At 68.7% G+C, this 17,590-nt stretch carries 20 protein-coding genes and 1 pseudogene; 11 read left to right on the top strand and 10 right to left on the bottom strand.

Annotated elements, in window-relative coordinates; translation table 11 throughout:
- The first annotated feature begins 23 nt into the window (after positions 1-23).
- Together ACIBL3_RS26145 and ACIBL3_RS26140 are read left to right on the top strand one after the other, a co-directional pair.
- Entirely contained in the window at positions 24-509 is a 486-nt protein-coding gene (locus ACIBL3_RS26145; protein ID WP_396356194.1) for a MarR family winged helix-turn-helix transcriptional regulator, read from the top strand.
- Between the two features lie 40 nt (positions 510-549).
- Entirely contained in the window at positions 550-1,773 is a 1,224-nt protein-coding gene (locus ACIBL3_RS26140) for a GNAT family N-acetyltransferase (protein WP_396356193.1), read from the top strand.
- Positions 1,774-1,779: 6 nt separating this feature from the next.
- Here ACIBL3_RS26140 and ACIBL3_RS26135 read toward each other — a convergent pair whose 3' ends face one another.
- Together ACIBL3_RS26135 and ACIBL3_RS26130 are read right to left on the bottom strand one after the other, a co-directional pair.
- Positions 1,780-2,031, bottom strand: a complete 252-nt coding sequence (locus ACIBL3_RS26135) for a hypothetical protein (RefSeq protein WP_396356192.1) — start codon at positions 2,029-2,031, stop codon at positions 1,780-1,782.
- Between the two features lie 8 nt (positions 2,032-2,039).
- Positions 2,040-2,624: an ArsR/SmtB family transcription factor gene (locus ACIBL3_RS26130; RefSeq protein ID WP_396356191.1), complete on the bottom strand. Its 585-nt coding sequence runs from the start codon at positions 2,622-2,624 to the stop codon at positions 2,040-2,042.
- A gap of 58 nt (positions 2,625-2,682) precedes the next feature.
- On the opposite strand from ACIBL3_RS26130, the gene ACIBL3_RS26125 reads away from it, so the two are divergent.
- Positions 2,683-3,261: a dienelactone hydrolase family protein gene (locus ACIBL3_RS26125; protein WP_396356190.1), complete on the top strand. Its 579-nt coding sequence runs from the start codon at positions 2,683-2,685 to the stop codon at positions 3,259-3,261.
- A gap of 8 nt (positions 3,262-3,269) precedes the next feature.
- On the opposite strand, the gene ACIBL3_RS26120 is transcribed toward ACIBL3_RS26125, so the two are convergent.
- Together ACIBL3_RS26120 and ACIBL3_RS26115 are read right to left on the bottom strand one after the other, a co-directional pair.
- Positions 3,270-3,497 (bottom strand): hypothetical protein, encoded by a 228-nt coding sequence (locus tag ACIBL3_RS26120; protein ID WP_396356189.1) that lies wholly within the window; start codon positions 3,495-3,497, stop codon positions 3,270-3,272.
- A gap of 46 nt (positions 3,498-3,543) precedes the next feature.
- Entirely contained in the window at positions 3,544-4,968 is a 1,425-nt protein-coding gene (locus tag ACIBL3_RS26115) for an MFS transporter (RefSeq protein ID WP_396356188.1), read from the bottom strand.
- A 197-nt stretch (positions 4,969-5,165) separates the two neighbouring features.
- On the opposite strand from ACIBL3_RS26115, the gene ACIBL3_RS26110 reads away from it, so the two are divergent.
- Positions 5,166-5,816: a TetR/AcrR family transcriptional regulator gene (locus tag ACIBL3_RS26110; RefSeq protein WP_396356187.1), complete on the top strand. Its 651-nt coding sequence runs from the start codon at positions 5,166-5,168 to the stop codon at positions 5,814-5,816.
- A 15-nt stretch (positions 5,817-5,831) separates the two neighbouring features.
- Here the strand turns inward: ACIBL3_RS26110 and ACIBL3_RS26105 are convergent, their stop codons facing one another.
- Positions 5,832-6,104 carry a hypothetical protein gene (locus tag ACIBL3_RS26105; protein ID WP_396356186.1) on the bottom strand — a complete coding sequence of 91 codons (273 nt, stop codon included), beginning with the start codon at positions 6,102-6,104 and terminating at the stop codon, positions 5,832-5,834.
- 93 nt (positions 6,105-6,197) lie between these two features.
- Here ACIBL3_RS26105 and ACIBL3_RS26100 point away from each other — a divergent pair, with 93 nt between their 5' ends.
- The gene (locus ACIBL3_RS26100; protein WP_396356185.1) at positions 6,198-7,328 is read left to right on the top strand and encodes an epoxide hydrolase family protein; all 1,131 of its coding nucleotides are present in this window, start codon (positions 6,198-6,200) and stop codon (positions 7,326-7,328) included.
- 69 nt (positions 7,329-7,397) lie between these two features.
- On the opposite strand, the pseudogene ACIBL3_RS26095 reads toward ACIBL3_RS26100, so the two are convergent.
- Positions 7,398-7,640 (bottom strand): annotated as a pseudogene (locus ACIBL3_RS26095) (GNAT family N-acetyltransferase); the annotation flags it as partial.
- A 208-nt stretch (positions 7,641-7,848) separates the two neighbouring features.
- Between ACIBL3_RS26095 and ACIBL3_RS26090 the strand changes: the two are divergent.
- Positions 7,849-8,337 (top strand): winged helix-turn-helix transcriptional regulator, encoded by a 489-nt coding sequence (locus ACIBL3_RS26090; protein WP_396356184.1) that lies wholly within the window; start codon positions 7,849-7,851, stop codon positions 8,335-8,337.
- A 99-nt stretch (positions 8,338-8,436) separates the two neighbouring features.
- On the opposite strand, the gene ACIBL3_RS26085 is transcribed toward ACIBL3_RS26090, so the two are convergent.
- On the bottom strand, positions 8,437-9,306 hold the full coding sequence (locus tag ACIBL3_RS26085) for a helix-turn-helix domain-containing protein (protein ID WP_396356183.1): 870 nt from the start codon (positions 9,304-9,306) through the stop codon (positions 8,437-8,439).
- Between the two features lie 153 nt (positions 9,307-9,459).
- Between ACIBL3_RS26085 and ACIBL3_RS26080 the strand changes: the two genes are divergently transcribed.
- Positions 9,460-10,290, top strand: a complete 831-nt coding sequence (locus ACIBL3_RS26080) for an SAM-dependent methyltransferase (RefSeq protein WP_396356182.1) — start codon at positions 9,460-9,462, stop codon at positions 10,288-10,290.
- Positions 10,291-10,372: 82 nt separating this feature from the next.
- Here the strand turns inward: ACIBL3_RS26080 and ACIBL3_RS26075 are convergent, their stop codons facing one another.
- On the bottom strand, positions 10,373-10,927 hold the full coding sequence (locus ACIBL3_RS26075) for a helix-turn-helix domain-containing protein (protein ID WP_396356181.1): 555 nt from the start codon (positions 10,925-10,927) through the stop codon (positions 10,373-10,375).
- A 69-nt stretch (positions 10,928-10,996) separates the two neighbouring features.
- On the opposite strand from ACIBL3_RS26075, the gene ACIBL3_RS26070 reads away from it, so the two are divergent.
- The 3 genes from ACIBL3_RS26070 (at position 10,997) to ACIBL3_RS26060 (ending at position 12,810) form a co-directional block, all read left to right on the top strand.
- A complete protein-coding gene (locus tag ACIBL3_RS26070; RefSeq protein WP_396356180.1) occupies positions 10,997-11,683 on the top strand; it encodes an AzlC family ABC transporter permease in 687 nt (228 codons plus the stop codon).
- Positions 11,680-12,006 (top strand): AzlD domain-containing protein, encoded by a 327-nt coding sequence (locus tag ACIBL3_RS26065; RefSeq protein WP_396356179.1) that lies wholly within the window; start codon positions 11,680-11,682, stop codon positions 12,004-12,006. The genes ACIBL3_RS26070 and ACIBL3_RS26065 overlap by 4 nt, the downstream gene beginning before the upstream one ends.
- A gap of 105 nt (positions 12,007-12,111) precedes the next feature.
- Positions 12,112-12,810 carry a DUF3824 domain-containing protein gene (locus tag ACIBL3_RS26060; RefSeq protein ID WP_396356178.1) on the top strand — a complete coding sequence of 233 codons (699 nt, stop codon included), beginning with the start codon at positions 12,112-12,114 and terminating at the stop codon, positions 12,808-12,810.
- On the opposite strand, the gene ACIBL3_RS26055 is transcribed toward ACIBL3_RS26060, so the two are convergent.
- Both ACIBL3_RS26055 and ACIBL3_RS26050 read right to left on the bottom strand, forming a co-directional pair.
- Entirely contained in the window at positions 12,807-14,897 is a 2,091-nt protein-coding gene (locus tag ACIBL3_RS26055) for a spermidine synthase (protein ID WP_396356177.1), read from the bottom strand. The two genes, ACIBL3_RS26060 and ACIBL3_RS26055, sit on opposite strands and share 4 nt — an antisense overlap.
- A gap of 96 nt (positions 14,898-14,993) precedes the next feature.
- The gene (locus ACIBL3_RS26050) at positions 14,994-15,845 is read right to left on the bottom strand and encodes a serine protease (protein ID WP_396356176.1); all 852 of its coding nucleotides are present in this window, start codon (positions 15,843-15,845) and stop codon (positions 14,994-14,996) included.
- 207 nt (positions 15,846-16,052) lie between these two features.
- Here ACIBL3_RS26050 and ACIBL3_RS26045 point away from each other — a divergent pair, with 207 nt between their 5' ends.
- A complete protein-coding gene (locus tag ACIBL3_RS26045; protein ID WP_396356175.1) occupies positions 16,053-17,588 on the top strand; it encodes an LCP family protein in 1,536 nt (511 codons plus the stop codon).
- Positions 17,589-17,590 lie beyond the last annotated feature (2 nt).

Raw genomic sequence — 17,590 nt, 5'->3', positions numbered from 1 at the left:
AATATTGAAAGGAATCCTTACGGATGTCAAGAGTCGAACTCGCCCGGCTCAGCCGTAAGCCGTTGATCGCCATCGTCGACCGGGCCAACCGGGCTTTGCAGGCGGACATGGTCCGGCAGGGGCACCAGGATGGTCATCCGGAGCTGAAGCTGGCTCACAACGCCGTCCTCGGGACGCTCAGCATCGACGGCTCGCGCGCGGCGGACATGGCCGTGCGAGCCGGGATCACGCGGCAGTCGATGGGCGAGGTGATCCGCGAGCTGGTGAGCCTCGGCATCCTCGAGATGCGTCCCGACCCCGAGGACGGGCGGGCCAAGCTGGTCACCTACAGCGAGCACGGCCGCGAGGTCGCCGCCGACGGGTACGCACACCTCCGCGACCTCGAGGAACGCTTCGAGGCGGAGTTCGGCCCCGAGGACTACGAGGTCGCGCGCGACGTCTTGTCCCGCGTTGCCGAGCTGCTCGACCACTGGGCTGCGGAGCGGTCTGAAGAGGCTGCGTCCGGATAAATGCCGCGAAAGTGTCCGCGGGCCGTGTGAGGATCTGAGGATGACCGAGCGGATCGCCGTACGACCGGCTGTGAGTGAGGACTACGAGGAGTTCCGGGCCTTGTTCGCCCGGGCGCTGATGTTCGACCTCCCGGCCGGCAATGACGTGGGCCGGGCCCTGTTCGAACCCGAGCGCGCACTCGTTGCGACCGATGGCGACGAGATCATCGGTACGACGCGCGCACTGACAAGGGATCTGTCCGTGCCGGGCGCGGTGGTGCCTGCCGCGCATGTCACCGGGGTCGGGGTGCGGGCGACGCACCGCCGGCGCGGGGTGATGTCCGAGCTGATCACCCGGCAGTTGCGCGAAGTGCCGGAGGCGATCGCGGTCCTGTGGGCCAGCGAGTCGGACATCTACGGCCGGTTCGGCTATGGACCGGCGGCTTGGGGCGTCTCGTACGAGGTTGATCTGCACCGGGTGGGACCGCCGGACGTGCGCGTGCGACCTGGGGAGTTCGGCCTGCTGGCTGCGGCGGATGCCGTCGAGCAGCTCGCGCCGCTGCTGAAGAGACTGCAGGAGCGACGGCCTGGCGTCTCCGGGCGATCCGAGCTCGGCTGGCAGCAACAGCTGCAGGACGAGCCGGAGTCACGCGGCGGGAAGACCTCCCGGCAGATCGTGGTGCACCGCGACGAGACCGGCGCCGTGGATGGGTACGCCTTGTGGCGCGGCAAGATGAACTGGGAACCGGTCGGGCCCTCGAACGAGGTCTCGGTCGAGGAAGTGGTCGCGATCGAGCCGGCCGCCTACCGGGCGCTGTGGCACTACCTGCTGACCCTCGACCTGGCCGCCAAGCTCGAGTACGGGCATGCCGCGGTCGACGAGCCGCTGCTGCAGCTCGTCACCACTCCGACCGCCCTGAACCGGCGGGTAAGCGAGTCCTTGTGGGTCCGCGTGACCGACGTACCCCGCGCGCTGGCCCAGCGCCGGTACGCCGCCCCCGTCGACCTGGTGTTCGAGGTGACCGACGACCTCATCCCCGCGAACGCCGGCCGCTTCCGCCTGACCGCCGACGGCCCGTCCACCCCCGCGAAGTGCCACCAGACCGACGACCCGGCCGACCTCACCCTGTCGGTTCGCGACCTCGGCGCGATCTACCTCGGCGGCCGCCCCCTCACCGAGTTCGCCGCCACCGGCCGAGTCACCGAACACCGCCCCGAAGCCCTCACCACCGCAACCACAGCCTTCACCTGGCCAACCCCACCGGTCAGCATCGAGATCTTCTGAGGGCGTTCAGGACGCCTTGGTGAAGCGCGGGAGTGCGGCCGCGCCGAGTGCCAAGGCGGCGATGATGGCGATCTGCACGGATTCGACGGTGGCGAAGGCGTGCGGCGTGTTCCGCTCGGCACCGCCCAGGTACAGCGTGCCGAGCGTCGCGCCACCGAGCGCCAGTCCGCTTTGCTGGAGAGTGATCAGTACGCCGCTGCCGACACCGCCGAGGTGGGTCGGCACATCGGCGAGCACACTGCGGAACAGGCCATCCACCGACGTAGTCAGGTTTCGTCTTGCGCCGGCGGCAGCGTGGGGTAGTCGAGGATGGGGTAGAGGCCGACGGTGAAGCCGTAGGTGGTGTCGCCGGAGCGGGGGAGTTGGTCGAAGGTGTGGATCAGGCGGTCGACCCCTTGCCAGAACTCGGCGGCGCGTTCCTCGGGGATGCGGGCGTGCCGGATGAAGGAGCGGAGTTGGCCGGCGTCGTAGGCGGAGGTCGACTCCTTGGCCGCGACCTCGAAGTCGTTGAAGTCCGGCGGCAGTTGTTCGCCGTCCGGTCCTGAGCGACCGAGTCCGACGTAGAACATGCGTGCCGCCCGGCCGTAGAAGCGTTCCTCGATCGCGCGCACCCGCCGGGTCCGGACCACCCGCAGGATGCCCGCGTCCGCCAGCACCTTCACGTGGTGCGCGACTGTGCTCTTCGGCCGTTTCACCGCAGCCGCGAGCTCGGTCACCGTCGCGGCGCGCTCGTGCAGCAGGCCGAGAATCGTCGTCCGCAGTGGGTCGCTGATCGCCCGGACCTGCTCGGCCGTGGTCAGCTCGATGGTGTCCTCGAGCTCGTAATCCGGCACCGGCCCCTTGATCGGCATGATCGGATCAGACTAACATCGCCAATCGTTCGAAATATTTGGATCATTGGAGCTGATCATGGCCGAGGTCGTGCTGTACCACCACGCGCAGGGACTCACCGGCGGCGTGCGGGCGTTCGCCGACGAGCTACGCCAGGCGGGCCACACCGTCCACCTGCCTGACCAGTACGACGGCCACACCTTCGCGACCCTGGAGGAGGGGCTGGAGTACGCCAAGAAGGTCGGCTTCGGCACGCTCCTGGAGCGCGGTGTCGCGGCCGCCGAGAGCCTGCCGGAAGCGCTCGTCTACGTGGGCTTCTCGCTCGGCGTGATGCCGGCGCAGCAGCTGGCCCAGACCCGTCCAGGCGCCAGGGGTGCGTTGTTCTACTACTCCTGCCTGCCCGTCGAGGAGTTCGGCAGCTGGCCGGACGGCGTCCCGGTGCAGATCCACGGCATGGACCAGGACCCGTTCTTCACCGAGGAGGGCGGCGACCTCGACGCCGCGCGCGCCCTCGTCGCGGCCACCGACCAGGCCGAGCTCTTCCTCTATCCCGGCAAGGAACACCTCTTCGCCGACTCGTCCCTCCCGTCGTACGACGAATCAGCTGCCGCCGTCCTCAGGCAGCGGACTTTGGTGTTCCTGGCCGGAATCGAGTGAGACAGGTGTCAGAGGGCGTGCAGCTTGGCGAACGGGGCGAGGACACGCATCAGCTTGCCACCACCGAAGTCGACGACGACCGCGTGGCCGCCGTCGACCGTGCTGATCCGGCCCAGGCCTTCCTTGTCGTGGGACACCCGCTGGCCGACCTCGAAGACTTTGATCGGGTCCGGCACGCGGGGTTTGAAGGGACTCGTGGACAGGTGACGACGCGTCGTCGCGCGAGATGAATCCATCAGGGTCCCAGTATGCGCCACATCCCGCCGCTGGGCGCCTTCTCCGTCAGGAAACCGCGGCTCGGGTGGTCTCGGCCTCGGATCGAGCCGGGGACTCCGCGGTGGACTTGCGGGTGGGGATGAAGGAGGCGACGGCCAGGGCGGCCAGGGCTGCGGCGGCGCCGATGATCAGGACGACGCGGAAGCCGTTCTGCGACGGGAGCGTGTAGCCGCCGAGGTTGATGGTGAGCTGAGCCAGGATGACACCGGCGACGGCGCTGGAGACCGAGGTGCCGATCGAGCGCATCAGGGTGTTCAGGCTGTTCGCGGCCGCGGTCTCCGACACCGGTACGGCGGCCATGATCAGCGCGGGCATGGCGCCGTACGCGAGACCGATGCCGGCGCCGATCAGGACGGAGACGAGGACGAGCTGCCAGACGGCGGACATCAGTACGACGCCGACGCCGTACCCGGCGGCGACCACCACGGCGCCCAGCATCAGGGTCACCTTCGGGCCGCGAGTCCGGGAGATCTTCGCCGACAGTGGTGCGGTGAGCAGCATGACCAGCCCGGACGGGCCCATCACCAGGCCGGCGCCGAGCATCGACTGGCCGAGCCCGAATCCAGTTGCCTTGGGCATCTGAAGGAGCTGTGGCAGGACCAGCGACATGGCGAACATCGCGAACCCGAACACCATCGACGCGAGGTTCGTCAGCAGCACCTGAGGACGGGCCGTGGTCCGCAGGTCGACCAGCGGCTCCGGCGTACGGCGTTCCCACCAGCCCCACGCCAGTAGCGCGACCACGGCCAACGTGAACAGGCCGAGCGTGCGCCCGCTGGTCCAGCCCCAGTCGGCGCCCTGTGAGATTGCCAGCAGCAACGAAATCAGACCGGCCGACAAACCGACCCCACCGAGTACGTCGAAGCGGCCGCCGGAGCGCACCGCGGACTCGGGGACGAAGCGCAGGACCAGGCCGAACACGACCATGCCGAGCGCGGCGGAGATCCAGAACAGCGTGTGCCAGTTGAAGTTCTCGGCCAGCAACGCGGCCGCGGGCAGACCCAGAGCGCCGCCGACTCCGAGGGACGCGCTCATCTGCGCGGTCGCCGTACCGAGCTTCTCGGGCGGCAACTCGTCGCGCATGATGCTGATGCCCAGCGGGATCACGCCGGCGGCGAGGCCTTGCAGCGCGCGGCCGACGATCATCGGGGTCAGCGAGTCGCTGAGGGCGGCGACGATCGAGCCGGTGACGAGCATGCCCAGGCTGAGCAGCAGCATCCGGCGCTTGCCGTACATGTCGCCGAGCCGGCCGACGATCGGCGTGGCCACGGCGGCTGCGAGCAGCGTGGCGGTGATCGCCCAGGCGGTCCCGGCGGCCGAGGCGTTCAGCAGTCTGGGCAATTCCGGGACGAGTGGGATCACCAGGGTCTGCATCAGCGCGACCGTGATGCCGGCCGACGCGAGCACCGGTACGACGGCATCGGTGCGCACAGGCGCTGGTGGCGCCTCCACCGATGAGGGGACTGCGGACATCACAAGCCTCCGAGTAGGACGAGTTGAATAGTTGGTTTATGCAACTAGACTGTAAGTCAGGCAGTTGACTTAAACAAGCCCACCGGGCAAGCTGGGATGACATCAACTCGGAGGTGATGTCCGATGACACACAGTGAGCAGACTGTGGACTCGGCATGATGATGGCGAAGGCGGAACGGTCCGAGCGCGTGCATGCGACCCGTGAGCTGATCCTCAAGACGGCGGAACGGTTGTTCGCGGAGCACGGTGTGCACGAGGTGTCCAACCGGCAGATCAGTGAGGCGGCCGGCCAGGGCAACAACACGGCCGTCGGCTACCACTTCGGGACCAAGACCGACCTGGTCCGGGCGATCGTGCGCAAGCACTCCGAACCGATCGAGGCGCGGCGCCGGGAGTTGCTGGCCGAGCTCGGCAGTGACGCGGACGTCCGCGACTGGGTGACCTGCCTGGTGCGGTCGGCGACCGACCACATGGGCAGTCTGGGCAACCCCAGCTGGCTCGCGCGGTTCAGCGCGCAGCTGATGACCGATCCGTCGCTGCGTCAGATTCAGATCGAGGAGTCGCTCAACTCGCCGACGCTGCGGCAGATCCTCGACGGACTCAACGAGTGCTTGGCCGACCTGCCGGTGCCGGTGCGGATGGAACGCGGCGACATGGCCAGGCACCTGATCATCCAGATGACCGCCGAGTTCGAGCGCGCACAAGCCGAGGGCGTGCCAACCGCGCGCGCCACCTGGCAGGAGATGGCCGACGGCCTCATCGACGGCATCGTCGGCCTGTGGACCGCGCCGGTCACGACTACGTGAGTGTGCCGATCGTCGTCATCGAGGACTGAAGGCGTCGGCGTTCCGGTCGGCCCACTCGTGGAAGCTGCGCGCGGGTCGGCCCGTCAGGTCGCGTACGGCGGGGCTGACGAGATCGGACCGTGGGCGGTTCTCGGCGCTGTCGACGAGCGCCTCGACCAACGCCGGCGGACGACCGTCGGCGAGCAGTTGCGCTCGTGCCTCGTCGAACGGGGTCGGGTCGAAGGTGAGGCTGCGGCCCAGCGCCGAGGGCGCGGACCTGATCCGCGGGCAGTTGCGCGATGAGCTCACGGCCGAGGTTCCCGGTGGCGCCGGTCACGAGGATCATCTCGACCACAACCCGGCCGCGGTCGCGCGGTATTCCGGCCGCGTAGGTTCGGGGGCATGCGAGAGTTCAGGATCGACGTCCCGGACGAGGCGCTGGACGCCTTGGCCGAGCGGCTGCGGCGCGTTCGTTGGCCGCGGCAACTGCCCGCCGCCGGGTGGGAGCGTGGGGTCCCGGTCGAGTACCTGCGGCAGCTCGTCGAGCGCTGGCAGTCGTTCGACTGGCGGACCTGGGAAGCGCGACTCAACGAGTACCCGCAGTTCACCACCCGGATCGACGGGCAGACGATTCACTTCCTGCACGCGCGATCACCCGAGCCAGACGCACTGCCGCTGATCCTCACGCATGGCTGGCCGGGCTCGGTCGCCGAGTTCCTGCCGATCCTCGGTCCGCTCACCGATCCCGCGTCGTACGGCGGTGATCCGCGCGACGCCTTCCACGTCGTCGCGCCGTCGGTGCCCGGCCACGGCTTCTCGGTGCCGCTCGAGTCGCCGGGCTGGAACCATCGGCGGATCGCGCAGGCGTGGGCCGAGCTGATGGCGCGCCTCGGCTACCAGCGGTACGGCGCCCAAGGCGGCGACACCGGATCGGTCGTGTCACCACTGCTCGGGCATGTCGATCCGGCGCACGTGATCGGCGTACACATCAATGGGGGCTTGGCATTCCCGCCGATCGAGCCCGGCGACGTCGATCAGTTGACCGAGGTCGAGCGGGAACGGCTGGCGGCGGCTGAGCGGCTGCGTGAGGTCGGGACCGGGTACGCCGTACTGCAAGGCACGCGGCCGCAGACGGTGTCGTTCGGGTTGAGCGACTCGCCGGTCGGGCAGCTGGCCTGGATCGTCGAGAAGTTCTGGGAGTGGACCGATCCAGCCCGGGCGCTGCCCGAGGACGCGGTCGGCCTCGAGCACCTGCTGACCGATGCGTCGATCTACTGGTTCACCAACACCAGTGCGTCGTCCGCCAACCTGTACTACGAGAACCGCGTGGCGGCCGACGATCCGGCCGAGCCGTCCGGGGTGCCGACCGGGGTCGCGGTGTTCCCGACCGATCCGGCGATCCGGCGGGTGCTAGAGCGCCGCCACCGCATCGTCCACTGGTCGGACTTTGCCCGCGGCGGTCACTTCGCCGCGCTCGAGGCGCCAGACCTGCTCGTCGGCGACATCCGGGCGTTCTTCCGGGAGCTTCGCTGACACCAGGAAGTTGACCAAGGCGCCCTCGCGTTCGACCGTGGCGTCCGGCCAGCGGCGCCGGATCATCCGGAGAGTCCGGTCGTTGGCCGGGCTGACCACGAACAGGAACCGGGTCGCACCGGCCGCGATCGCATCCGCGGCGGCGATCGACAGCATCCGTACGCCGAGACCGCGCCGCTGCTCGGGTTCACTGATGACGGCGGCCAGCTCGGCGGTCTGTTCGTCGTACCCGATCGCCCAGGCCCACATCGCGTGGCCGACGACTCGGTCGTCGCGGGTGGCGACCCACGATTGGCCGGACGGGCAGAGCATGCGCAGCACCAGCGCGGGCCGCGGTGGGCGGCCGATGGCGGTCTGGAACCGGAGGTAGAGGCTGAGGTCGGTCAGCCCCGTGAGCATCGTGGTCAGATCCTCCGCGTCGGGTTCGCCGGCGCGCCGGATCATCGGCGGCTGAGTCTGGTTCACGGATTCAGCCTTGCCTGACTTGGCTGAGTCTGTCAAGCGGACTTATCCTCGGGATATGACTGCGCAGGTGCCCGAGGCGATGAACTGGTCGACCGAGAACTGCACGATCTCGCGGACGATGCAGATCCTGGGTGACAAGTGGACGTTCCACGTGCTGCGTGAGCTGTTCGTCGGTGTCCGGCGGTTCGAGGACATCCGGGTCCGGGCCGGGATCCCGCGGCAGGTGCTCACCGAGCGGCTCGCGGCCCTGATCGAGCGCGGGCTGTTGCGGCGGCATCCGTACCGGCTGCCCGGGCAGCGCGAGCGGTACGAGTACCGCCTCACCCAGGCCGGGCTCGACCTGTACCCGGTGCTGGTGGCGATGATCCAGTGGGGCGACCAGTACCTCCCGCTCGACGGCGGTCCGCCGATCGTGCCGCAGCATCGCGAGTGCGGTGAGCAGGTCAGCGTCGTACTGCGCTGTGAAGCCGGGCACGAGCCGGGAGCCCGCGAGATCGCCATCCGCCCCGGCCCCGGCGCCAAACCCCGAGCGCTCGCCGGCTGACTCCCTCTGGTTGGCTGACCCACCAGGGTGTGGGTTCGCACTCCAGGATCCCGTTGGCCAACCCGCCTTCTGGTGGGTCAGCCAACCAGAGGGGCGGGGTTAGAGCAGGTCGATGGCGTTGCGGATGAGGCGTTCGGTCTCGCGGGGCTGGGCGGCCGAGATCGACAGGGTGTCCATGGTGATGGTGTAGCCGTCGACTTCGTCGCGCTTGTCGACGTAGACGGCGCTGGTGAGGTGCTCGATGTAGACGATGTCCGGCAGGTCGGCGTCGTTGAACCGGAGCAGGGTGAACGCGCCGCCGGTCGCGCCGTACCCGCCCTTGTCGAACGGGATGACCTGCAGCGTGACGTTGTGCCGCTTGGACGCGACGATCAGGTGCTCGAGCTGCGCTTTGAGGATCTGCTTGTTGCCGATCGGGCGGCGCAGCACGGCCTCGTCCACGACCGCCCACAGCCGGGCCGGATTCGTCCGGGTGAGCGCCTGCTGGCGCGACATCCGCAGCGTGACCAGGCGTTCGCGCTCCTCCGGCTGCATCGGCTTGTCCCGGCCGAGCTGGAACACGGCCCGCGCGTACTCCGGCGTCTGCAGCAGGCCGGGCACGAACTGGAGCTCGAAGGTACGGATCAGGTCGGCCGCCATCTCCAGGCCGAGGTAGGAGTGGAACCAGGTCGGCGTGACGTCGTCGTACCGCTGCCACCAGCCGGGGTTGTTCGCCTGCCGGGCCAGGTCGAGCAGGCGCTCGCGCTCGGCCGGGTCGTCCAGCTTGTAGAGGGTGAGCAGGTCGTCGACGTCGCGGACCTTGAAGCCGACCCGGCCGAGCTCCAGCCGGCTGATCTTCGACTCCGAGCCGCGGATCGCCCAGCCGGCGTCGGTGCGGGTGATTCCGGACTCCTCGCGGAGCCGGCGCAGGTGGGCGCCGAGCATGATGCGCAGCGCGGTCGGCCCGCCGTACGCGCCCGGCTCAGTCACCCTCGCCTCCCCAGATCGTCACATCACGCCGATCGATCATTTCACAACAGAATGTGACCCGGTCCAACCCCACGCGTGTGCACCCCGTGTTCACCGGCCCCTACGGTGAGTAGAGTCGTCCCACACACATCCCGACAGCTGCGAGGTTCGCCGATGCCCGATGCCACCAAGGCGCCCAGTTCGATTCCGGTCGGTGTGGACACCACCCGGGCCAGCATCGCCCGGGTGTACGACGCCGCGCTGAACGGCAAGGACAACTACGAGATCGACCGCGAGGTGCTGCGTCAGGTGGCCACGGTCGCCCCGCAGGTGAACGACCTCGCCTGGTCGAACCGGAACTTCCTGATCCGGGCCTGCCGCTTCCTGGCCGGCCAGGCGGGTATTACGCAGTACCTCGACTGCGGCTCCGGCTTGCCGACCGCGGAGAACACCCACCAGGTGGTGCAGCGGCTCAAGCCCGAGGCGAAGGTCCTGTACATCGACAACGACCCGGTGGTGCTCGCGCACGGCCGCGCGCTGCTCGAGGAGAACGAGAACACGCTGTTCGTCAGTGCCGACATCTTCGAGCCCGACGAGGTGCTCGGGCTGCCCGAGGTGAAGGACTTCCTGGACTTCTCGCAGCCGATCGCCGTGATCCAGAACGGCACCCTGCACCACTACATCGGCACCGAAGGTCCCGCGATCATGCAGAAGTACGTCGACGCCGTGGTGCCGGGGTCGTACACGGTGGTCGCGCACTTCTTCGACCCGCAGACCCCGGAGCATTCCGAGATCGCGCGCAAGATGGAGGAGAAGTTCACCCACAGCCCGATGGGCAGTGGCGTCTTCCGCACCCGCGAGCAACTGCTGGAGCTGTTCCCCGACCAGGAGCTGATCCCGCCCGGCCTGGTGCTGTGCGACGACTGGTGGCCGGACGGCCCCCGGGTCAAGCCGCTCAACCAGGTCGAGGAGTGCATCGCCGGCGGCGTCGGCCGCAAACTGTAGTTAGTTGCCTAAGGCATCGATAGCGGGTTGTGTCACCGCTGGCGTGCTGTAACCCGCCAGCGGTGACGGAACCCGCCAGCCGTCACACGTGCTCCGAGACCAGGACGGCTGAGGTGTTTTCTTCCAGGGCTTGGAAGAGGTGGGGGTGGTCGCCGGGGTAGGCGACGTAGTCGCCTGGGTTCAGCTCGATCGGGGACTCGATGGGGCCGACGAGGGCTCGGCCTGAGCTGAGGACTACGTGTTCGACGACGCCGGGCATGTGGGGTTCGGACTTGCGTCCGGGACCGGGGGCGACGGTGATGCGGTAGATGTCGCGGCGGGCGTTCGGTGGGCAGGAGGCGACCAGCGTGGCGGCGTACTCGGCCTGGTCGGAGTAGATCACCGGGCCCTCGCCGGCCCGGATCACCTGGACCTGGGGGCGGGGCGGGTCGAGCAGCGCGGCGAACGGGGTGTCGAGCGCGACGGCCAGCGCCCACAGGGTTTCCACGCTCGGGTTGCCGGTGCCGGACTCCAGTTGGGACAGCGTCGACTTCGCGACGCCGGCGCGCTTGGCCACCTCGGTCAGTGACAGTCCCGCGCGGGCCCGATGCCGGCGCAGGGAGGCCGCGATCACGTCGAGCGGTGCCTTGCTGTCCATCGATGTTCGCTCCATCGGTCTGTTTGTTCGGCTTGACGAACGGGCGGCCTGTTGTTCATCATAATGCCCATGCGTTCGATCTGGCGAACACTCGACCGTGGGCTGGCCCGGGACATCGGGCTGGTCTGTCTCGCCGACGGCGTGGTCGGGCTCTCGTACGGCGCGATCAGCGTCGGCGGCGGCCTGCCGCTGTGGGTGCCGGTGGTGTTGTCGATCGTGGTGTTCGCGGGCGCCTCGCAGTTCCTGTTCGTCGGGATCGTCGCGGCCGGCGGCAGTCCGATCGCGGCGATGATCGCCGGGTTGCTGGTGAACACCCGGCACGTCGCGTTCGGCCTGGCGGTCAGCGACGTGATCGGCAGCGGCTGGCGCCGGGTACCGGGCAGCCACCTGATGACCGACGAGAACGTCGCCTTCGCCCTCGGGCAGGACGAGCTCCGGCAGCGGCGGGCGGCGTACTGGGCGGCCGGGATCGGGATCTTCGTCTGCTGGAACCTCGGCGTCCTGGTCGGTGGCCTGGCCGGGACCGTGATCACCGACACCGACGTGTTCGGCCTGGACGCCGCCTTCCCCGCCGTGCTCCTTGCGCTGGTCCTGCCGGCCCTGCGCGACAAGTCGACACGTACGGCGGCCCTGGTGGGGACCGTGGTCGCACTCGCGGCGACGCCGTTCCTCCCGGCCGGTCTGCCGGTCCTGCTGGCCCTGGTCGGCCTGCTGTTCTACCGCGCGGACAAGCCCGCCTTGGAGGTGTCGAGATGACGACCAACACACCCGTGCTGCTGGTCGCTATCGGGGTGCTTGCTGTTGGCACCTTTTCGTTGCGGTTTGCCGGGCCGTTGATGCGCAGCCGGTTCGAGGTGCCGGAGCGGGCTCAGCAGTTCATCGCCGCCGCGGCTGTCGTCCTCCTTGCTGCCCTGGTGGCGACCGCCGCCCTGATGGACGGCCACGGTCCGGCTGGGGTCGCCCGCCCGGCCGGTGTGCTCGTCGGTGGCATCCTGGCCTGGCGCAAGGCCCCGTTCGTGCTCGTCGTGGTGGCCGCCGCCGCGACCGCGGCGGGCCTCCGGTTGCTCGGCGTGCCGTAGCCCGAGCTGACGCTACCGTTCAGCCATGAGCGAGCGCAGCGAGGTCATAATTCAACACAGCGCACCCCGTGCCTCATCCGCGCCCGGAGCGAAGCGAGGACGTGGATGAGCACTTATTCCGGGCAGGCGGAGCCGAAGAAGAGCAAGACGCTGACCTGGATCGCGGTCGCGTGTTTCGTGATCGGGATCGGGCTGACCGGGTTCTTCGTCTACCGGATCGTCGTCACCGCGCCGCGGACGCCGCAGCCGATCGGGGATGGCGTCGTCCACCTGGACAAGGAAGGGCTGACGATCTACTCGTCCATCCCGGTGCTCACACCGCCGTGCGAGGCGAGGACCGCCGACGGCGCCGACGTCCCGCTCAAGCCGGTGAGCGGGTCCGAGCAGATCACCATCAACTCCGACACCTGGTACGTCGTCGCCCGCTCGGTCGAGACCGTGCCCGCCGGTGACTACAGCATCTCCTGCACCGACGACGAGACCAGTGCGACGTACTTCGCCGGGCCGAAGATGTCGGTGCTCGCGTTCGTGGTGTCGATCCTCGGCACGGTGTTCTCGCTGCTGATCTTCCTTGGTCTCGGGATCACTTTCCTGACCATCGGCGCGGTCAGGAACCGCCGCCGCAACCGGCCGGGCTCCACGTTCCCGGGCGGCGGCCCGGGACAGGGATTCCCAGGACAAGGTGCCCCGGGCAACTATCCGCCGCCCGGGAACACCTTTCCGACTCAGCCGGGCGGCGGCTTCCCGCCGTACCACCCCGGGCCGAACCCGGAGCGGCCGCAGGACCGCCCGCAGGATCGCTAAGTGCGGATCGCGGTTCGGACCTTCGGTGTCAGGATGAACGCCCCGACGTAGAGCAGCGCGGCGACGATCAGCAGCCCGTCGAAGCCGATCAGCAGCGCGGCGTACTCCAGGCAGCCGCCGAGCATCGCGCCGAGCAGGTTCGCGCCGAACGACGCGGTCCCGTCCGCGGTGTCGGTGAACCGCTTGGCGAAGATCACGTTCGCCGCGAAGATCGGCAGGAACGCGATCAGCACCGCGACCACCGCGCGCAATCCGACCGGCATCGCCAGCAACCAGTCGTCGGGGAAGATCCACGACAACGCCAGGCCGCCGAACAGGACGACGTACATGGCCTTCAACGGTGGTGTCCGGAACCGTCTGGTCACTTCGACAGCGGCCAGGACGGCGACCAGGACGCCGGCGAACACGATCGCGTTCACCACCCACGTCGTACCGAACAACAGCGCGAAGCCGGTGATGCTCTTGGTCTCCAGCAGCATGAAGCCCGCGCCGAGCAGGAACAGGTCCGCGTACGGGCGCATCCGCCGGTACGACGAACCGCCGCCGGCGATCCCGACCCCGATCAGCCCGGCCACCATGATCAGGCCGAGGGTGACCAGGTAGAGCGACGGGATCCGGTCGGTGAACAGGTACAGGAACGGCCGGTTGTCGGTCGCCGGCGGCGGCGTGATCGACGACGGGCCGGCCCACGCCTTCTCGCCACAGGTCTGGTCGGCCTCGGTCAGCCCGACCGTCACCACCGCCTGCTGCAGGTCGTCACCGACCTGGTCGACACACGGCTTGTGCCCGAACGCGGACTCCGCGGTCGACGCGAGCCGGTCGATCAGCCAGGTCTCGCGGTAGTAGTTGTACATAGCAAACGAGCCACCGGGGTTGAGGTGCTCCTTGGCGCTCTTGAACGCCTCCTCGGTGAACAGGTAGCTCTCCAGCCGCAGCGAGCTCGCGCCGTTCACCAGCGTCAGCGAGTCCGGCAGGGCCAGCAGGATCAGGTCGTACTTCTTGTCCGTCCGGGACAGGAACGCGCGCCCGTCGTCGATGTGCGACGTCACCCGCGGGTCCTGGTACGGCCGGTCCGGGTGCAGTTGCTTGCCCAGGTCCCGGATCCGCGGGTCGATCTCGACCGCGTCGACGTGCTGCGCGCCCTTCTTCAGCGCGATCGCCACGTCCGAACCCGAGCCGGCGCCGATGATCAGCACGTTCTTCGGGTCCTTGCCGGCGTTCGCCCGCTCGTACGGCAGGCCGTACTGCGGTTCCCACTGCAGCCGCGAGTCCGCCGGGATCGCCTGCTGGTGCGGGACGCCGTTCACGGTGATCGTCAGCAGCGGAACGCCTTGCCAGGTGTAGCTCTTGGTCTGCACCTTGTAGTACGGCGACCAGCTGTTCTCCGGCTGCCTCGACTCGTGGAACAGCACGCCCAGCATCACCAGCAGCGGTGACAGCGTGATCGCCGCGCTCAGTCCGATGGCGACGGTCCGGCGCCCCGACTCGGCGGTCCGCGGGATCATCAGCGCGCCGAACATCCAGGTGACGATCACGCCCCACCAGATCGGCGGCGCGCCCAGGAAGGACAGCCCGGTGAAGGCGCCGATCCCGATCAGGCTGCCGATCAGGTCGAACCGGTACGCCGTCAGTCGCGGCAGCTCGGCGAAGCACCGGCCGACCAGCTCAGCCGGACCGGCGAGGATCACGGCGGCGGCGACGAAGACGATCGGCAGGATCACCCAGGTCGGCGGGCCGGTGGTGTTCAGGCTGGTGAAGTAGATGACGCTCTCGGAGCTGCCGCGGTTGACCGTGACCGGCTTCCAGGCGATCACCAGGACCAGCAGGCCCAGCATCACCGGGGAGTAGTACGGCAGCCGCTTCGCCCGGCTGGACCGCAGGATGCCGATCCCGATACCGAGGAAGGAGCCGAGCAGCACGAAGTTCGAGAAGTAGCTGAGGTGGACCACGTTGGAGCCGGTCCAGCGGATCAGCGCGAGCTCGAGGAAGAGCATCAGCGCACTGGACGCGACCAACCGGGTCCGGACCCCGAAGGGGCTGGGCCAATTCGTCGTACTGACCTGGTCGGTGGAGGAGTCGACTGCCATGCGCCGCGACGTTACCGGATCGGCCGTGTGATGCGTCACTCCACCGGTGTCAGGCGCGTACGGCGACCACGCGCGGTGGTCGCCGTACACACTCGGTCAGCGGCGGGCGGCGGGCTTGGGGAGCTGGCAGCCGGACTTGTTCAGGTCGATCGCGCGGTTGGCGGTCAGGCAGGTGTAGATCCACCAGGTCTGCTGGCCGTAGGCGGCGCCCTGGTCGACCGTGATGTTGCCGTCGGCGTCGACTTCGCACGGGTTGTTCACCGTGCAGCGCTCGCCGTCCTCGTTGCCGGTGTTGTTGACACCGATCACCTCACCGTTCGAGGTGCTGACCACCGGCGAGCCCGACGTGCCGCCGATCGTCTCGCAGCCGGGCTGCTGGTACTTGATCGAGTCCTGCCAGGTCCAGTTGCCCTCGCGCAGTTGCGGGATCGTCGCCTGCACCGAGCACGTGTAGATGCGCTTCCAGTAGCCGGACACGACCGACATGCCGGCGCCGTTCGCCGGGCCCTGCTTGGCCAGCGTCAGCGGGGTGACGTTGAGCCGGGACCTGATCGACGCGTACGACTCGTTCACCTCGTACACGAGCATGTCGGTCTTGGTCATCGTGCCGAAGAGGATCCGCCTGGCCCGGACGGTGCCGGCCCGGCTGGAGTCCGGCCGGAGCAACGTGATCGAGCGGCTCGACGCCCGGTTCACCAGTACGACGCCCGGGTTCAGGAACCCACCTTCGTAGCAGTGCCCGTTGGTGAGCACGAGGGCCCGGTCGGCGTCGACGGACTCGGCGTACCGGACCAGCGACGCCGAACAGTTGCTGAGGGCTGCGATCCCGGTGAAGTCGGCGCCGGGTGCGGCAGCCTCGGCGACCTCGGCAGCTTGAGCCGTGGCGGTGCCGAGCAAGGTCATGGTGGCGGCTGCAGTGGCAGCCAGGAGGGTACGGAACAGTTTCATGGGGCGGTTTCCTGTCCTCACTGAAGGTGGTTGCAGCACTTCGTAACGCATCGATCGGACGTCCACCATCACAACTGCGTGAAACCGGCTGTCCACAGGGTGACTGCACGGGTTTTCCTGCGCTGTGTGAGAGGGCTGCTACTCTTCGTCTCCGGATCCGCCTCTGCTCGAACCATCTCACCGCCCGGCACGTCGTACCGGGTGGTGATGGGGACGACAAGGTACGGTCGGCAGCAGCCGCGCCGTACGGAGAACGGAAGGGACGTCATGCCGCAGGAGAAGCCTGACCTGCGCAGTCTCAGCGAGCCGGTGCGGTTCAAGCGGGCGTTGGCGCTGGTGCTGATGACCTTGGTGCTGCCCGGGTCCGCGCAGATCGTGGCCGGCAGCAAGTCGGCCGGCCGGTGGGCCTGGCGGGTGCTCGCCGGGCTGATCGCGATCGTCGTCTTCCTGGTCCTGCTGTCGCTGGTGTGGCGGTCCGGGACGATCAACCTGATGGCCCGGCCCGGCACCCTGCGGATCGTCCAGATCCTGCTGATCGTGCTCGCGATCGGCTGGGCCGCGCTGTTCGTCGACGCGTACCGGCTCGGCCAGCCGCTGACGCTGGAGCGCAACCACCGGCTCGCCACCAGCATCCTGGACGCGGTGCTGGTGTTCGCGGTGGTCGGCGCGCTGATCTACGGCAGCGTGCTCGTGAACACGCAGCGCGACTTCGTCGCCAGCGTGTTCGGCAGCGGGCAGAAGTCGAAGGCCGAGAAGGGCCGCTACAACGTGCTGCTGCTCGGCGGCGACTCCGGCGCGGACCGGATCGGCACCCGGCCGGACAGCATCACGCTGGCCAGTGTCGACGCCGACACCGGCCGGACCGTGCTGATCGGCCTGCCGCGGAACATGGCCAAGGTCCCGTTCCCGGCCGGCACGGCGATGGCCAAGCAGTTCCCCGAGGGCTTCACCTGGGAGAACTGTGCGTCGAACTGCCTGCTGAACGGCGTCTACATGTACGCCTCCGAGCACAAGAGCCTGTTCCCGGGCGACCCGAACCCCGGCGTGACCGCGACCCGGCAGGCGGTCGAGGCGATCACCGGGCTGAAGGTGAACTACTACGTGCTGATCGACCTGGCCGGGTTCCGCGACCTGCTGAACGCGGTCGGGGGGATCACCCTGGACGTCGGCAAGCGGGTCCCGATCGGCGGCGGCAGTTCGCCGATCAAGGGGTACATCGAGGCCGGCAAGAACCAGCACCTGGACGGCTACCACGCGCTCTGGTTCGCCCGGTCCCGGGAGGGATCGACCGACTACGAGCGGATGACCCGGCAGAAGTGCGTGATGTCGGCGATGCTGAACCAGTTGTCGCCGCAGACCGTGCTGACCAAGTTCCAGGGCATCGCGAAGGCCAGCAAACAAGTGGTCCAGACCGATATTCCGGCCGGTGAGCTGGGCACCTTCACCGACCTCGCGCTGGACGCGAAGAAGCTCCCGGTGTCAAGCTTCTCCGCGGTCCCGCCGTTGATCCGGACCGGCGACCCCGACTTCGCGCTGATCAGGACCAAGGTCGCGGAGGCGGTCGGAAAGTCGGAAGCGCTGGACAAGGCGGCCCCGGAAGGAGACGGTAAGACCTCGAGTACTCCGCGTAGTACTCCGAGCAAGCCGACCACCAGCACCACCAAGAAGACCCCGAAACCCAGCAGCTCACCGTCCAAACCCACCACCGACGTCGACGACGTCGCTTCGATCTGTAAGGCCTGACC

Origin of the sequence: Kribbella sp. NPDC050124, assembly GCF_044460355.1 — a bacterium.
Lineage (GTDB): Bacteria > Actinomycetota > Actinomycetes > Propionibacteriales > Kribbellaceae > Kribbella.
Note: the sequence above shows the minus strand (reverse complement) of the source record. Positions and strands in the feature narration are given on the sequence as shown.

Bases quoted from the DNA above. Each gene is read 5' to 3' on its own strand.
- ACIBL3_RS26145 (WP_396356194.1), top strand. From the start codon at position 24: ATGTCAAGAGTCGAACTCGCCCGGCTCAGCCGTAAGCCGTTGATCGCC.
- ACIBL3_RS26140 (WP_396356193.1), top strand. From the start codon at position 550: ATGACCGAGCGGATCGCCGTACGACCGGCTGTGAGTGAGGACTACGAG.
- ACIBL3_RS26130 (WP_396356191.1), bottom strand. From the start codon at position 2,624: ATGCCGATCAAGGGGCCGGTGCCGGATTACGAGCTCGAGGACACCATC.
- ACIBL3_RS26125 (WP_396356190.1), top strand. From the start codon at position 2,683: ATGGCCGAGGTCGTGCTGTACCACCACGCGCAGGGACTCACCGGCGGC.
- ACIBL3_RS26120 (WP_396356189.1), bottom strand. From the start codon at position 3,497: ATGGATTCATCTCGCGCGACGACGCGTCGTCACCTGTCCACGAGTCCC.
- ACIBL3_RS26110 (WP_396356187.1), top strand. From the start codon at position 5,166: ATGATGATGGCGAAGGCGGAACGGTCCGAGCGCGTGCATGCGACCCGT.
- ACIBL3_RS26100 (WP_396356185.1), top strand. From the start codon at position 6,198: ATGCGAGAGTTCAGGATCGACGTCCCGGACGAGGCGCTGGACGCCTTG.
- ACIBL3_RS26090 (WP_396356184.1), top strand. From the start codon at position 7,849: ATGACTGCGCAGGTGCCCGAGGCGATGAACTGGTCGACCGAGAACTGC.
- ACIBL3_RS26080 (WP_396356182.1), top strand. From the start codon at position 9,460: ATGCCCGATGCCACCAAGGCGCCCAGTTCGATTCCGGTCGGTGTGGAC.
- ACIBL3_RS26075 (WP_396356181.1), bottom strand. From the start codon at position 10,927: ATGGACAGCAAGGCACCGCTCGACGTGATCGCGGCCTCCCTGCGCCGG.
- ACIBL3_RS26070 (WP_396356180.1), top strand. From the start codon at position 10,997: ATGCGTTCGATCTGGCGAACACTCGACCGTGGGCTGGCCCGGGACATC.
- ACIBL3_RS26065 (WP_396356179.1), top strand. From the start codon at position 11,680: ATGACGACCAACACACCCGTGCTGCTGGTCGCTATCGGGGTGCTTGCT.
- ACIBL3_RS26060 (WP_396356178.1), top strand. From the start codon at position 12,112: ATGAGCACTTATTCCGGGCAGGCGGAGCCGAAGAAGAGCAAGACGCTG.
- ACIBL3_RS26055 (WP_396356177.1), bottom strand. From the start codon at position 14,897: ATGGCAGTCGACTCCTCCACCGACCAGGTCAGTACGACGAATTGGCCC.
- ACIBL3_RS26050 (WP_396356176.1), bottom strand. From the start codon at position 15,845: ATGAAACTGTTCCGTACCCTCCTGGCTGCCACTGCAGCCGCCACCATG.
- ACIBL3_RS26045 (WP_396356175.1), top strand. From the start codon at position 16,053: ATGGGGACGACAAGGTACGGTCGGCAGCAGCCGCGCCGTACGGAGAAC.